General features: G+C 69.6%; 17 protein-coding genes. 7 read left to right on the forward strand and 10 right to left on the reverse strand.

The features are described 5' to 3' along the window. Positions 1-42: 42 nt before the first annotated feature. A complete protein-coding gene (locus M1M07_RS01035) occupies positions 43-705 on the reverse strand; it encodes an enoyl-CoA hydratase-related protein (protein ID WP_197250294.1) in 663 nt (220 codons plus the stop codon). Then, positions 702-1,337: a helix-turn-helix domain-containing protein gene (locus M1M07_RS01040; protein WP_248673002.1), complete on the reverse strand. Its 636-nt coding sequence runs from the start codon at positions 1,335-1,337 to the stop codon at positions 702-704. The genes M1M07_RS01035 and M1M07_RS01040 overlap by 4 nt, the downstream gene beginning before the upstream one ends. Positions 1,338-1,423: 86 nt before the next feature. Between M1M07_RS01040 and M1M07_RS01045 the strand changes: the two genes are divergently transcribed. Continuing rightward, the gene (locus M1M07_RS01045) at positions 1,424-2,893 is read left to right on the forward strand and encodes a M28 family metallopeptidase (RefSeq protein ID WP_248673003.1); all 1,470 of its coding nucleotides are present in this window, start codon (positions 1,424-1,426) and stop codon (positions 2,891-2,893) included. 4 nt (positions 2,894-2,897) lie between these two features. Here M1M07_RS01045 and thiD read toward each other — a convergent pair whose 3' ends face one another. After that, positions 2,898-3,740 (reverse strand): bifunctional hydroxymethylpyrimidine kinase/phosphomethylpyrimidine kinase, encoded by an 843-nt coding sequence (gene thiD, locus M1M07_RS01050; protein WP_248673004.1) that lies wholly within the window; start codon positions 3,738-3,740, stop codon positions 2,898-2,900. A 256-nt stretch (positions 3,741-3,996) separates the two neighbouring features. On the opposite strand from thiD, the gene M1M07_RS01055 reads away from it, so the two are divergent. After that, the gene (locus M1M07_RS01055) at positions 3,997-4,347 is read left to right on the forward strand and encodes a GNAT family N-acetyltransferase (RefSeq protein WP_197250290.1); all 351 of its coding nucleotides are present in this window, start codon (positions 3,997-3,999) and stop codon (positions 4,345-4,347) included. 33 nt (positions 4,348-4,380) lie between these two features. On the opposite strand, the gene M1M07_RS01060 is transcribed toward M1M07_RS01055, so the two are convergent. Genes M1M07_RS01060 through M1M07_RS01070 form a run of 3 tightly spaced genes read right to left on the reverse strand, consistent with a single transcriptional unit; the run spans position 4,381 to position 6,807 of the window. Further along, the gene (locus M1M07_RS01060; protein WP_248673005.1) at positions 4,381-5,184 is read right to left on the reverse strand and encodes an exodeoxyribonuclease III; all 804 of its coding nucleotides are present in this window, start codon (positions 5,182-5,184) and stop codon (positions 4,381-4,383) included. A gap of 9 nt (positions 5,185-5,193) precedes the next feature. Beyond that, entirely contained in the window at positions 5,194-6,201 is a 1,008-nt protein-coding gene (locus tag M1M07_RS01065; protein WP_248673006.1) for a GNAT family N-acetyltransferase, read from the reverse strand. Positions 6,202-6,210: 9 nt separating this feature from the next. Beyond that, positions 6,211-6,807 (reverse strand): peptide deformylase, encoded by a 597-nt coding sequence (locus tag M1M07_RS01070; protein WP_197250287.1) that lies wholly within the window; start codon positions 6,805-6,807, stop codon positions 6,211-6,213. Between the two features lie 127 nt (positions 6,808-6,934). On the opposite strand from M1M07_RS01070, the gene M1M07_RS01075 reads away from it, so the two are divergent. The 5 genes from M1M07_RS01075 to M1M07_RS01095 all read left to right on the forward strand — a co-directional run bounded on the left by M1M07_RS01075 (position 6,935) and on the right by M1M07_RS01095 (position 11,212). Then, positions 6,935-7,300 carry a DUF3263 domain-containing protein gene (locus M1M07_RS01075; protein ID WP_197250286.1) on the forward strand — a complete coding sequence of 122 codons (366 nt, stop codon included), beginning with the start codon at positions 6,935-6,937 and terminating at the stop codon, positions 7,298-7,300. A 39-nt stretch (positions 7,301-7,339) separates the two neighbouring features. Beyond that, complete coding sequence (locus M1M07_RS01080) at positions 7,340-7,918, forward strand: LytR C-terminal domain-containing protein (RefSeq protein WP_248673007.1); 579 nt, start codon at positions 7,340-7,342, stop codon at positions 7,916-7,918. Positions 7,919-7,977: 59 nt separating this feature from the next. Continuing rightward, positions 7,978-8,610 (forward strand): superoxide dismutase family protein, encoded by a 633-nt coding sequence (locus M1M07_RS01085; RefSeq protein ID WP_197250284.1) that lies wholly within the window; start codon positions 7,978-7,980, stop codon positions 8,608-8,610. Positions 8,611-8,703: 93 nt separating this feature from the next. Then, positions 8,704-9,825: a glutamate--cysteine ligase gene (locus M1M07_RS01090; protein ID WP_197250283.1), complete on the forward strand. Its 1,122-nt coding sequence runs from the start codon at positions 8,704-8,706 to the stop codon at positions 9,823-9,825. Between the two features lie 109 nt (positions 9,826-9,934). Continuing rightward, the gene (locus tag M1M07_RS01095; RefSeq protein ID WP_248673025.1) at positions 9,935-11,212 is read left to right on the forward strand and encodes a phosphatase PAP2 family protein; all 1,278 of its coding nucleotides are present in this window, start codon (positions 9,935-9,937) and stop codon (positions 11,210-11,212) included. On the opposite strand, the gene mnhG is transcribed toward M1M07_RS01095, so the two are convergent. From mnhG to M1M07_RS01115, 4 genes are all read right to left on the reverse strand, one after another. After that, positions 11,143-11,481 (reverse strand): monovalent cation/H(+) antiporter subunit G, encoded by a 339-nt coding sequence (gene mnhG / locus M1M07_RS01100; protein ID WP_197250282.1) that lies wholly within the window; start codon positions 11,479-11,481, stop codon positions 11,143-11,145. The genes M1M07_RS01095 and mnhG overlap by 70 nt on opposite strands. After that, positions 11,478-11,738 (reverse strand): monovalent cation/H+ antiporter complex subunit F, encoded by a 261-nt coding sequence (locus M1M07_RS01105; protein WP_197250281.1) that lies wholly within the window; start codon positions 11,736-11,738, stop codon positions 11,478-11,480. The genes mnhG and M1M07_RS01105 overlap by 4 nt, the downstream gene beginning before the upstream one ends. Beyond that, a complete protein-coding gene (locus tag M1M07_RS01110) occupies positions 11,735-12,283 on the reverse strand; it encodes a Na+/H+ antiporter subunit E (protein WP_248673026.1) in 549 nt (182 codons plus the stop codon). The genes M1M07_RS01105 and M1M07_RS01110 overlap by 4 nt, the downstream gene beginning before the upstream one ends. 2 nt (positions 12,284-12,285) lie before the next feature. Then, positions 12,286-13,135, reverse strand: an 850-nt coding sequence (locus M1M07_RS01115; RefSeq protein ID WP_282581698.1) for a proton-conducting transporter membrane subunit, incomplete at its 5' end; no start/stop codon positions are given.

Consider the following 13,135-nt stretch of genomic DNA (forward strand, 5'->3'; position numbering starts at 1 on the left):
GGACCCCGGTGGCCCGGGGTCCGAGCGGATCCGTTCCGACGGCTACGACTGCGGGGTCGTGAGGGCCGCGATCGTCGACGCGTACATCGTCGACTTGATGGCTCCGAGCGTGCCGGGGTCCTTTCCGACCAGCGGCGCGACCGTGCCCACGGCCGAGGTAACCAGGGCGGATTCCTCGGCGGTGGCGTCGACGATGCCGGCGGCGAGCGCGTCGGGTCCGCCGAATCGTCGTCCGGTGGTCATCGCTGCGGTCGCGGTGCGCGGGGTGGTCTTGGCCTGGACCAGCGCGGCCATCCCGGGCGTGAACGGGATCCGGATGTCGACCTCGGGCAGGCAGAAGAAGCCGCGGTCGGTGCGCATCACCCGGAAGTCGTGGGCCAGCGCGAGCATCGCGCCGGCACCGAACGCGTGCCCGTTGATCGCCGCGATCGTCGGCACCGGCAGGGTGAGGACACGCGCGAACAGTCCGTGCACCCGGTCGACGTACCACTGGGCCTTCTCGCCGTTCGCCGAGAGCCATTCCAGGTCCAGGCCGTTGGAGTAGAACTTTCCGTTCGCGACGGTCACCAGCGCGGTGGGCTCTCCGGCCTCGATCTCGTCGAGTGCCGCATCGACGCGGTCGAGCCAGTCGGGGGAGAAGCGGTTCTCGTCGTCGCCGAGGTTCAGGACGGTGACGGTGTCGTGACGGGTCGTGGTGACGGTCATGGTCTGCCTTTCGGGGTGTGGGTTTCGGGGCCGAGTGCCAGCACCGCGCGGACCGCGGCGGCGAGTCGGCGACGAGCAACCGGATCGCGATATCTGTTGGTGTGCAACAAAAGTCCGGTGGGCAGGGCGACGATGCAGGAGTGCACGACGTCGACGGCGGCGCCGTCGTGCCGATTCCACAGGGCCGTGGCCAGTTCCGCCATCAGTTCGCCGAGTTCGTGGTCGAGGCGGAACAGGTCGCGGGCCAGGTCCTCGGGCAGTGAGGCTCCGAGCAGGTCGGTGCGGCGCACGGTCAGCACCAGCCGCGCCGACGTCGGGTGGCGTTCGGCGAAGACGGCGGGTGCGTCGGCGGCGGCGACGACGGCCTCGACCGCCGGGGCGTCGGCGTCGCGGTCGGCCAGGGCGGCGTCGACGGCCTCGCGCTGGACGTCGAGGAAGCGGCGCCCGGCGCGCAGCCAGGCCTGCCCGACGACGCCGAGACGTGACCCGAAGGCGTGATAGATCGCGCCGTTCGACATGCCGGTGGCGTCGGTCAGGGCCCTGAGTGTGACGGCCGCGGCACCGGATTCGGCCGCGATGCGCTCGGCGGCGTCGAGCAGGCCGTCGAGGTCGTAGGTGCGGGTGCGGGCCATGCGCACACCATAACAGAGCAAGTGCTCTGTTATCGGTACGGTGTCGTCCACCGGGTCGGAGAAGGTCGTGTGGGTATCCTCGCCGGATGGGGTGGACCGTGGCGAACGCGAGGAATCTGACCGGGATCGTGATCGTCGCCGCGGCGCTGGGGGCCGGCGCCTGCTCGAACGCATCCGCTCCGCCCGCGCCGCCCGCGCCGCCGCTCGACGGACCGGCACTCGCCGAGGCGGTCGAGCTCGACGCGGTCCTCGGGCACCTGCAGGAACTCGAACGCATCGCCACCGAGAACGACGGCAACCGGGCCCTGGGGACCCCCGGCTACGACGCCAGCGTCGACTATGTGGCCGGAAAGCTCCGCGACGCCGGGTTCGATGTGCAGACACCGGAATTCGACGTCACCTCGTTCGACGTCGAGAATGCGTCGCTGACCGTGGACGGCGCACCCGTCGAACTGCGGGTTCTCGCGATGTCGCCGTCGACCGGTCCGGACGGGATCACCGCCCGCCTCGTGCGGGTTCCCGCCGACGACACCCCGGGCTGTGAGGCCACCGACTACGACAACCTCGACGTAGCCGGGGCGATCGCCGTCGTCGACCGGGGTGTGTGCCCGTTCTCGGACAAGCAGAAGGCCGCCGCCGAGCGCGGGGCCGCGGCGCTCCTCGTCGTCAACAACGAACCCGGACCGCTCGCCGGCGGCACCCTCGGGGAGGACGGCGACCGGTTCATACCCGCGGCCGGTGTCAGCGGCGACGACGGTGCCGCGCTGGCTACGGGTACGAGCGCGACGCTGATCGTCGACACCGTCGTCGAGGACATCCGCTCGCGAAACGTGATCGCGCAGAACGCAACCGGCGACACCGACAACGTGGTCGTCGTCGGCGCGCACCTCGACAGCGTCCCGGAAGGCCCCGGCATCAACGACAACGGCAGCGGTGTCGCCGCGGTGCTCGAGACCGCGCTGCAACTCGGCCCCGACCCGAACGTCGCCAACGCGGTGCGGTTCGCGTTCTGGGGCGCCGAGGAGATCGGCCTCGTGGGCTCGACGCGGTACGTCGAATCCCTGTCCGACGACGAGCGCAACGCGATCGCGCTGTATCTCAACTTCGACATGCTGGGCTCCCCGAATCCCGGATATCTCGTCTACGACGGCGACGACTCGGATGCCGTGGGGTCGGGTCCGGGTCCGGAGGGCTCGGCCGGTATCGAGCAGACCTTCCGGTCGTTCTTCGAGTCCCGCGGCGTCGCCGCCGACGGCACCGACTTCGACGGCCGGTCGGACTACGGCCCGTTCGTCGAAGCCGGGATCCCGGCCGGTGGTGTGTTCAGCGGCGCCGACGAACGCAAGTCGCCGGACCAGGCGGGCAAGTGGGGTGGTGAGGCCGACACGCCGTTCGACCCGAACTACCACTCGCCGGAGGACACCCTCGCCAACATCGACCGCGACGCGTACGCGGTCACGGCGGCGTCGGTCGGCTACGGCGTCGGTATCTACGCGCAGTCGCTCGACGGCGTGCCGACCGGGGACGCGCGGGATCAGGAGCGATCCGGCAACTGACCGATCAGGCCTGTAGTCGCCACAGCGGATTGACCGGTCCGTGCCCGCCGCCGAGGTCGTACGACCACTCGAGGCACTTGGTCACCCACTCCTTCGCGAACGCGACCGCATCCGGCACCGACCAGCCGTGCGCGAGTGCCGACGCGATCGCCGCGGCGAGGGTGTCGCCGCCGCCGTGATCGTTGCCCGTGTCGATGCGCGGGCTGGTGAACTCGAGGAAGCGGTCGCCGTCGAACAGCAGATCGGTGCTGTCCGGCGAGGTCCGCAGGTGTCCGCCCTTGACGATTGCCCACTGGGCGCCGAGCACGTGCAGGGCTTCGGCGGCTCGTCGCGCGGTGGGATCGTCGACGACCTCGATGCCCGTGATGAGCCGGATCTCGTCCAGATTCGGTGTCACGACGGTGGCCTGGGGGACGAGCACGGTGCGCACCGCGTCGAGGGCCTCGGCGTGCAACAGCGGGTCGCCGTGCATCGACGCGCACACCGGATCCACCACGAGCGGAATCTGCCGTCCGTGCCCGATGCCGACCTCCGTGCACACCTGCGCGACCGCCTCGATGATCGCGGTCGACGCCAGCATCCCGGTCTTCGCCGCCGTCACACCGATGTCGTCGACGACGCAGCGCACCTGCGCGGCCACGGTCTCGGGGGGGATTTCGTGGAAGCCGCTGACGCCCAGCGAGTTCTGGACCGTCACCGCCGCCACCGCGACGCAGGCGTGGACGCCGCACATCGCCATCGTGCGGGAGTCGGCCTGGATCCCCGCGCCTCCGCCGGAATCGGTGCCGGCGATGGTGAGGGCCCGGATCGGGGTCTGGCCGCGCGGGGCCAACGGCAGCAACTTCACGCGCGTGAGCCTACCGGGGTCCTCGAGCACTGCCGGACCGCGAGGGTGCGTACCGGTGAGAGCGGCCGGATTCCGGCGAATGTCCTGGTTGCGAGGGTCGTTCGGCCTATCCCGGCGGCCGCTCGATGTGGAGCATCATGTAACCGGACCTTCCGGATCGAGGTGGGTGAGAAATCCGGGAGGGGTTACCTACAGACGGCATGTCGTGCTCTATAGTGGCGTGCGTCACATTTGTTCCAGGTACGACGGAGGGTTCATGGTCACCAACTTGCCGCATGCCGAGGTGTCCGACAATGCGGATCAGAACCGCTTCGAACTCCGGCTCAACGGCGATCTCGTGGGCATCCTCGGCTACTTCGACGCCGCCCGCCCGTCGGGTGTTCCGGGGCAGAACCATCCTGTCGTCGACTTCCTGCACACCGTGATCGTCGAGGACTTCGGTCATCAGGGACTCGCGGGCATCCTCGTCGGACGGTCGCTGGACATCGCCCGCCGTCGCGGCTGGAAGGTCCGCCCGGTCTGCACGTACGTGCAGCGATTCCTCGGAACCAACCCCGAATACCGCGACGTGATCGTGCCGCTCGAACCGGTGCGCCGTCGTGCGTGACCGGTAGGGGCTGGGTGGCCGGCAGAGGAAAGGTCAGTCCGTCAGATCCACCACGACGGGAGCGTGATCGCTGGCGCCCTTGCCCTTGCGTTCGTTCCGGTCGATCTCCGCACCGCTGACGCGCGCGGCGAGCGCCGGCGAACCGAGGACGAAGTCGATCCGCATGCCCTGCTTCTTGGGGAAACGCAGCTGCGTGTAGTCCCAGTACGTGTAGATGCCCGGGCCGGGCGCGTGCGGGCGCACCACGTCGGTGAAGCCGCTGTCGAGGAACGCGGTGAACGCGTCGCGCTCCGGCTGGGAGGTGTGGGTCTTGCCTTCGAAGAAGGCGGGATCCCAGACGTCCTCGTCGGTCGGCGCGATGTTCCAGTCGCCGACGAGCGCGATCGGAGTGTGCGGGTCCGCGGCGAGCCAGCCCTGTGAGTCGGCGCGCAGCTTCGCGAGCCAGTCCAGCTTGTAGGTGTAGTGCGGATCGGTCAGCTCGCGACCGTTCGGGACGTACAGGCTCCACACCCGCACACCGCCGCAGGTCGCGCCGATCGCGCGTGCCTCCTGCGCGGGCGCGGCCTCGGGGTCCTTCGTGAAGCCGGGCTGGTCGTCGAAGCCGATCTGCACGTCGTCGAGTCCGACGCGGGAGACGATCGCGACACCGTTCCACTGACTCAGCCCGACGTGCGCGACCTGGTAACCGAGTTCCTCGAAACGCGCGTACGGGAACTGCTCGTCCTTGCACTTGGTTTCCTGCATGGCCAGCACGTCGGTTCCGGTTCGCTGCAACCAGTCGACGATCCGGTCGGTCCGGGCACGGACGGAGTTCACATTCCAGGTAGCAAGACGCACACCGACACTCTAGGCGAGCGGTCCGACAGGCTCGGTCCCGTACCGGTAGCGGTGGTGATCGACGAACGCCAGCTCCCGGTACATCGCCCGCGCCGCGGTGTTGTCCTCGGCGACCTGCACGTAGGCGTGCGTCGCGCCGCGTCCGCGGCCCCAGCGCAGCAGCGATCCGCACAGCAGGGTGCCCAGGCCGTTCCGGCGGTGCTCGGGGGCGACCTCGACCGCGGTCAGCCCCACCCAACGCCGGCCGTCGGAGGCGTCGGTCACCGCGGCCCGGCCGATCGCGACCGGTTCGGTGCCGGGCGCCCCGATGCGGCCGAAGCCGAGCACACCGCGCGCGACCGCGCCGAGCACGCCCCGAGCCTCGTCGGGCAGTGCCCCGCCGCGGTACCGCGACAGCCACTCCGGGTCCGTCCGGGCGGTCACGACGACCGGCGTCGGCCCCTCCGGCAGCGGCACGTTCTCGAGATCTGCCGCCATGACCTGCACGTCCTCGCTCACCGACCAGCCCTCGGGAACCCGGGCGAGCCGATCGGGAACCAGCAGACGGAGCGGAAGCCCCCGCTCGGCGAACCAGTCGGCGAGCCGTGCGCGGACGTCCGGGTCGGCGGGGTCGGCGACGGTACCGGGATCACCGAGCGGAATCGCCGAGTTGGCCCGGCGGGTGAATCCGGCCCCCGCGCGTAGCAGCCAGCCGTCCACCCATTCCATTTCGAGTCCGGGCCAGGCCGCGACGGCCGCGACCTCGAGCGCGCGGATCTCGCGGGTCCGGATCGGTCGCGCGGCCAGCGCCTTGAGCGCGACCACGGCGTCCGGCGCGACCTGCACGACCTGCCGCGTCTCGGTGCGCACCACGACCGCGGGTTCCAGGGCCACGAGCTCGCCGATCACATCGGTCATCGGGTGGCTGTAGCCGGCGGGCAGGCGGTAGCGCAGCACGACCCGGGTGCCCAGCGGAATCGCGCCCGCCGGCACCGCCGGCCCCGAAGGCCCGGAAGGCTCGCCTGGATCGGAAGGCATGCCGCTGCGTCAGTCCTCGTCGTCGTGGCCGAACGGATCCTCCACGGATCCCGGCAGCCACGTGAGTCCCGGCACACCCCAGCCGGCACGCTTGATCGTCTTCTTCGCGGCGCGCGCGTTGCGGCCGATCAGGACGTCGATGTACAGGAAGCCGTCGAGGTGTCCGACCTCGTGCTGGAGCATGCGCGCGAAGAAGCCGCGGCCCTCGATCTCGACCGGGTTGCCCTCGGCGTCGGTGCCGGTGACCTTCGCCCACTCGGCACGACCCGTGGGGAAGTTCTCGCCGGGAACGGACAGACAGCCCTCGAGGTCCTCGTCCGGGTCGGGCATGGTCTCGGGGATCTCGGAGGTCTCGAGGACCGGATTGACCACCACACCGCGGCGGCGGACGACGTTGCCGTTCTCGTCGCGGTCCGGGCAGTCGTAGACGAACAGACGCTTGGCCACCCCGACCTGGTTCGCGGCGAGGCCGACTCCGTTGGCCGCGTCCATCGTCTCGTACATGTCCGCGATCAGCTGGGCGAGTTCGGCGGGCGACTCGGTCACCGGCTCGGTGGGGTTGTGCAGAACCGGGTCGCCGGTGATCACGATGGGAAGGATGGCCATGGAGGAACAGAATAGTGCGCCGGACTCGCCTGATCGACGAGCCGGTACCTGTCGCCGGCCCGTGGTTCAATTGGCGTCGGAAACACACAGGTGCAATCGGTGTGATTCGAGGCAGGCGAGGAGTGAGATGGACGGCGCAGCGGCGCACAATGTGAACCGGTCCGTGGACGATGCCCAGCAGAGCAGCGACGCCGCCGAGGTCCCAGCTCCCGCGAACCCCAACGAGGTGGGGGAACACGGACTGACCCGCAGGGAGCACGACATCCTGGCGTTCGAACGCCAGTGGTGGAAGTACGCGGGCGCCAAGGAAGAAGCCATCAAGGAACTGTTCGGGCTGTCCGCGACCCGGTACTACCAGGTGCTCAATGCGCTGGTGGACCGGCCGGAAGCGCTCGCCGCGGATCCGATGCTGGTCAAGCGGCTGCGCCGCCTGAGGGCGAGCCGTCAGAAGGCCCGGGCCGCGCGGCGGCTGGGCTTCGAGATCACCCGCTGACGGCGGGCGGACATCGACGAGGCAACTATGGTCGAAGGCGTGCGTACGAACACCGAGCCCTCGGGACCACCGCTGCGGGCACTCGCGATGGTGCTGATCTCGCTGGCGATCCTGTTCGGAGGCATCGGCCTGGCGTCCCTGGGCGGTTCCGACTCGGAGAGCGCGGCGCCGCCGGCGACCGAACCGGCCGCGGCCCCTGCGACGTCGACCACCGTGTCTCCGGCCAGGGCGGCTGCTGCCCCCACCACGACCGTCGCTGCTCCGACGACCACCGCCGCGCGGGCGACGACCGCGACGCCTGCCTCCACGGGCGCGTCGTCGCTGATCGAGCTCGCGCCCCAGTCGGCCACCCCGGTGCGGGTGTTCAACAACAGTGAGATCGCGGGCCTCGCCGCGCAGACCGCGAGCCTGCTCGAGGACGACGGGTTCGTCATCAGCGAGACCGGCAACTACAGCGACGGGCTGATCGCCACGACCTCCGTGTACTACGGAACCGGTGCCGGCGAACGCGAGACCGCCGAAGCCGTCGCCGAAGCGCTCGGCGTGACCGCGCAGCCGCGTTTCGAGGGAATCGCGGACTCCTCGCCCGGTGTCATCGTCATCGTGACCTCGCAATGAGGGCGATTCGGGCCCGGTTATGATCGAGTGACTTTCCGGCATTCCGAAGGAGCGGTTTGATGGCCTCGAGTTCCACCCGTCGCATGTCCTGGCGTGCGCTCGCCCCGATCGTCGCGATCGCCGCGGTGGGCCTGAGCGCCTGCAGCAACAGCCAGGAACCGTCCGACGTCGTCGGCACCACCCCGCCGGTGTGGACCGGTTCGCCGGCACCCGAAGCCGGTGCCCACGGCGAAACCCACGGAACCGCCACCAGTGGTGAGGCCGCCGCCGGGACCGAGACGCTGACCGCGACGCTGAAGACCCCCACCGGCGAGGATGCGGGCACCGTCGAGTTCGCCGGCCACGGCGACGGTGTCGAGGTGACGCTCGAGCTCGAGGGTCTTCCCGCCGGCTACCGCGGTGTGCACGTGCACGCCATCGGCAAGTGCGAACCCAACTCCACCGCCCCGACCGGCGGCGAGCCCGGCAACTTCCTCTCCGCCGGTGGGCACCTGCAGGCGCCCGGCCACACCGCCGTTCCGGAGAGCGGCGACCTCGGCGCGTTCGTCGTCACCGAGGACGGCACCGCCGCGGCCACCGTCACCACCACGGCCTTCACGATCGACGATCTCCAGGGTCCGGAGGGCACGTCCGTCGTCGTGCACGAGGAAACCGCAGGCGGCGCGCGCCTCGCGTGCGGCGTGATCGGCTGATCGGCCTCCGCGTAACGGGATTCACAGCAAAACCCCTCACAGCGCCCCCGCGACCGGCTCTCGGTCGCGGGGGCGCTGTGGTTGGATTTGAGTGTGTCTGTCGAGTTTCCCGGTTCGCCGCGTCCCACGCTCGGTGTGGAATGGGAGATCGCGCTGGTCGACAAGTCGACGCGGGATCTGTCGAACACCGCTGCGGTCGTCTTCGACGCGGTCGAGTCCGAAGCCGGGCAGACTCCCCGGCTGACGAAGGAGTTCCTGCGCAACACCGTCGAGCTGGTGACGGACGTGCACGACACCGTCGCCGAGGCCGTCGACGATCTGTCCGAGTCGCTCGATCTGCTCCGGACCGCCGCGGACCCGCTGGGGGTCGACCTGATGTGCGCGGGCACGCATCCCTTCGCCCAGTGGTCCGACCAGGTGGTGACCCGCACGCCGGACTACGACGAGATGATCGACCGCACCCGCTGGTGGGGACGTCAGATGCTCATCTGGGGTGTGCACGTCCACGTCGGTATCTCGTCGGCGGAGAAGGTCGTCCCGATCCTCAACGCGATGCTCGTGAAGTACCCGCACCTGTTGGCGTTGTCCGCGTCGTCGCCGATCTGGGCCGGACTCGACACCGGATACGCGAGCAACCGGGCGCTGATGTTCCAGCAGTTGCCCACCGCGGGGCTGCCCTACCACTTCGCGAACTGGGCCCAGTACGAGTCGTTCATCGAGGACCAGCTCAAGTCCGGGGTCATCAGCAAGCCGGGCGGCATGCACTGGGACATCCGGCCCTCACCGAAGTGGGGGACCCTCGAGGTTCGCGTGTTCGACGGCATCACCAACCGCGCCGAGTTGGCCGCCCTGGTGGCGCTGGTGCACTCCCTCGTCGTGTACTTCGACGAATGCCTCGAACGCGGCGAGGAACTGCCGACGCTCCAGCCGTGGCACGTCAAGGAGAACAAGTGGCGGGCCGCACGGTACGGGCTCGAGGCCGAGGTGATCCTCGACCCGGTCTGCCACGAGAGACTCGTCACCGACGACCTGCACGATCTGCTCGAACAACTGACCCCGACCGCGGTGCGGCTTGGCTGCGCCGACGAATTGGCGCGCGTCGCCGACATTCCCGTCAAGGGCGCGTCCTACCAGCGGCAACGCCGTGTCGCGGAGGCCACCGGCGGCGATCTCTGTGCGGTCGTCGATCTGCTCGTGGACGAGCTGCGTCAGTGACGCAGACCGTGGTTCGGAGCACATTCGTCTCACCTTTACCATTCTCCGAGTGTCGATCACGGAAACCCCACCCGGCGAACGGAAACCGGGTCACCGCGCCCACTGGTTCGTGCCGTTCGCGCTCACCGGTGCAGTCGCCGGAATCCTGATCGCCGAGGTCGTGGCGCGGCAGGCCGGATTCCCCGGGCCGCTGCCGGGTCTGGTCGGTGACGTGGTCGGAGTTCCGAAGTCCGCGTCGGTGCCGTGGGCGGGCCTGGTCCTGGCGATGGTGGGGCTGACCGTGCGCGATCGCCGACGGGCCATCGGTGCCGCGGTCCTGATCGACGGGGCATTCCTCGCCGTACGAGTCCTGACGGACGGGCCGATCACCGTCGGCAACGGGCCGACGATCGTGCTCGCCCTGCTGGCGCTCTACGCGGCGGCCACGATGAGCGGTGAGACCCGGCGCGGTGCGCTGCGCGGGATCGGGCTCGGGATGCTGCTGGTGCTGTCGGTGAAGATCGGGGACGCGTGGCTCGAACTCACCGTGCTCGCCGGCCCCGAGGTGCTCGACGAATACGTCCAGCTCGCCGATCATGCGCTGGGCAACCCGTCGTGGCTTGCCGGGCAGATCCTGAACGAGCTCGGTGGCGGCGCCTACGCGGTGCTGCACTGGGTGTACATCGAACTGCCCGTCGCCGCGATCGTCGTCGCCGTCTACCAATTGCGGAACGTCGGGGGCGGCCGCCCGTGGCCGGCGCACCACCTCGTGCGCACGTTCCTGCTGATCGGTCTGATCGGGCCGCTGTGTTATGTGCTGTTCCCCGTAGTCGGACCGGTTTTCGCGTTCGGCGACAGCGGCAGCGGCTGGCAGGTCGCCGACGCCTGGCCGACGTGGGCCCCGCTGAACATGCTGCCCGCGCCGATCCCGTTCGACGACGAAACGCCCCGCAACTGCATGCCCAGCCTGCACACCGCGTGGGCGACGGCCCTGTTCCTGCATTCGCGCAGCGGCCCGAGATGGTTGCGATGGATGGGCGCGGCCTGGCTGGCGTGCACCCTCGCCGCGACCCTCGGCTTCGGCTACCACTACGGCGTCGACCTGGTCACCGGCGCGGTGCTGTGCCTGACCCTCGAATCGGCGCTCCGCGACCCGGACCGCGGGTGGGGATCGTTCCGGATCCGGCTCGTCGCCGGCGGCACGTTGCTCATCGTCGCGCAACTCGCCGCCTACCGGTACCTGCCCGACGTCATGGCCGCGCACGCACTGATCGCCGGGCCGTTGCTGCTCGCCTCACTCGTCGCGATGATCGTCGCCTTCCGTGCGACGTTCCGCGCTCAGGACTCGTTCGGCCAGACCCCGTCGTCGGAATCGATCAGTCCGTCGCGGCCCAGCTGCTCGCGATAGGCGACCCGGCCGACGCGATGTGCGATGACCGGCGCGGTGAGCACCATGAACATGCCGGCCAGTGCCAGCATCCAGATGTCGATGTTGCCGCGCAGGATCAGCATCGCGCCGCCCAGCACGAACAACAACCCGATCACCTGCGGTTTCGTCGCCGGGTGCATGCGGGAGAGGGTGTCGCGGAAGCGGAGGATGCCGATCGCGGCGGTCAGTGAGATGACCGAACCGATGAGGATCAGGATGTGGGCGACGAGCTCGAGAGCTGTGTTCATCGGTCGTCACGCACCCGGAAGCGGGCGACCGAGACCGAACCGAGGAACCCGACCAGCGCGAGCGCCACGATCGCCGGTGCGATCGTCGTGTCCCGGGTGTACACGGCCCACAGGGCCAGTCCGCACATCGCGATGGCGAGGATCGCGTCCACCGCCACCAGGCGGTCCAGGGACGTCGGGCCGGCCAGCACCCGAAGGGTGGTCAGCAGTGCGGAGATCAGCAGCAGAACCCCGCTTACGGTCAGTATCGTCGTCATGACGTTCCCTCCCAGGAACTCTTCCACGCGCTGGGCTGCCAGTCGACGTCCCGCTCGAACGTGTGGATGAGCAGCCGCTCGATGCGCCGCGCCGAGCGGTAGAAGTCGGCGACCGCCTTGTCGGTGCTCACGTCCAGAACGTGCACGTACATGATCCGGCGGGCCTGATCGATCTCGAGGACCATGGTGCCGGGAATGTTGTTCATGATGTCCGTCCACAGCGTGAGCACCATGTCGGACTTGATGGTCAGCCGGCAGCGCAGCACCCCCGTCACCGGGGGAGGGGACGGCCGGATCGCGAGCCACGCGACCGCGATCGTCGACCGGATCGATTCGACGAAGATCACCACCGCCAGGTAGGCGGCCGATCCCAGGTGCACGCGACCTTCGACGGGCACTCGCGGCAGCGGCAGCACCACCGAGACGACGACCGCGATCACGGCGCCGCCGACCACGTTCGCCACGCTGAAGTTGCCCCACAGCAGCACCCAGACGAGCGTCATCCAGCCCAGCACGAACAGGCGCAGGACGTTCGATCGTTTCATCGTCATCGCGGGCCTCCCAGTACGGCCTCGATGTACACGGAGCGGTCCATCAGGTTTGCGGCGGCCCGTTCGCTGATGTCGAGCAGTGGTCCGGCGAACACCGTCAGCGCCAACCCGACCGCGACCAGGCCGGCGGTCGGGACGAGCATCGCGAGCGGCATCTTTCCGACGTCGGCGCGTTCGTCGAACGCGATGTCCTCGGAGGATTCATCGATCAGCGCCGACGGCGCGACATCGGCGAGGTCCCCTTCGGGGGCGTCGGCGCGGGCCCGCCAGAACGCCTTCGACCAGACGCGGGCGATGACGTACAGCGTCAGCAGGCTGGTGACGGTGCCGCCCGCCACCAGCAGCCACGCCAGCGCCGACCCGTCCTCGGCGCCGGCCTGCAGCAACGCGATCTTGCCGATGAACCCGGAGAACGGGGGGATGCCGCCGAGATTCAGGCCCGGTATCAGGAACAGGACGGCCAGCAGGGGGCTGGCCAGGGCGAGGCCACCGAGCCGTCGCAGCGACGCCGAACCGGCCTGCCGCTCGATCAGACCGACCACGAGGAACAGGGTGGTCTGCACGAGGATGTGGTGCGCCACGTAGTACACCGCGCCGGTCATGCCCATCTCCGTCGACAGCCCCACGCCGAAGATCATGTATCCGATGTGACTGACGAGCGTGAACGACAGTAGACGCTTGATGTCGTTCTGTGCGATGGCACCGAGGATGCCGATGAGCATCGTCAGCAGACCCGCGATCAGCAGCACGTTGTCGAGTTCACCGCCGGGGAACAGCAGCGTGTGGGCGCGGATGATGGCGTACACACCGACCTTCGTGAGCAGGCCCGCGAACACGGCGGTGACG

The sequence above is a fragment of the Rhodococcus sp. HM1 genome, assembly GCF_023218075.1.
In the GTDB taxonomy this organism is placed as follows: domain Bacteria; phylum Actinomycetota; class Actinomycetes; order Mycobacteriales; family Mycobacteriaceae; genus Rhodococcus.

Excerpts from the sequence above, each read along its gene's own strand:
- M1M07_RS01035 (WP_197250294.1), bottom strand. The coding sequence starts at position 705 with ATGACCGTCACCACGACCCGTCACGACACCGTCACCGTCCTGAACCTC.
- M1M07_RS01040 (WP_248673002.1), bottom strand. The coding sequence starts at position 1,337 with ATGGCCCGCACCCGCACCTACGACCTCGACGGCCTGCTCGACGCCGCC.
- M1M07_RS01045 (WP_248673003.1), top strand. The coding sequence starts at position 1,424 with ATGGGGTGGACCGTGGCGAACGCGAGGAATCTGACCGGGATCGTGATC.
- M1M07_RS01055 (WP_197250290.1), top strand. The coding sequence starts at position 3,997 with ATGGTCACCAACTTGCCGCATGCCGAGGTGTCCGACAATGCGGATCAG.
- M1M07_RS01065 (WP_248673006.1), bottom strand. The coding sequence starts at position 6,201 with ATGCCTTCCGATCCAGGCGAGCCTTCCGGGCCTTCGGGGCCGGCGGTG.
- M1M07_RS01070 (WP_197250287.1), bottom strand. The coding sequence starts at position 6,807 with ATGGCCATCCTTCCCATCGTGATCACCGGCGACCCGGTTCTGCACAAC.
- M1M07_RS01075 (WP_197250286.1), top strand. The coding sequence starts at position 6,935 with ATGGACGGCGCAGCGGCGCACAATGTGAACCGGTCCGTGGACGATGCC.
- M1M07_RS01085 (WP_197250284.1), top strand. The coding sequence starts at position 7,978 with ATGGCCTCGAGTTCCACCCGTCGCATGTCCTGGCGTGCGCTCGCCCCG.
- mnhG (WP_197250282.1), bottom strand. The coding sequence starts at position 11,481 with ATGAACACAGCTCTCGAGCTCGTCGCCCACATCCTGATCCTCATCGGT.
- M1M07_RS01105 (WP_197250281.1), bottom strand. The coding sequence starts at position 11,738 with ATGACGACGATACTGACCGTAAGCGGGGTTCTGCTGCTGATCTCCGCA.
- M1M07_RS01110 (WP_248673026.1), bottom strand. The coding sequence starts at position 12,283 with ATGAAACGATCGAACGTCCTGCGCCTGTTCGTGCTGGGCTGGATGACG.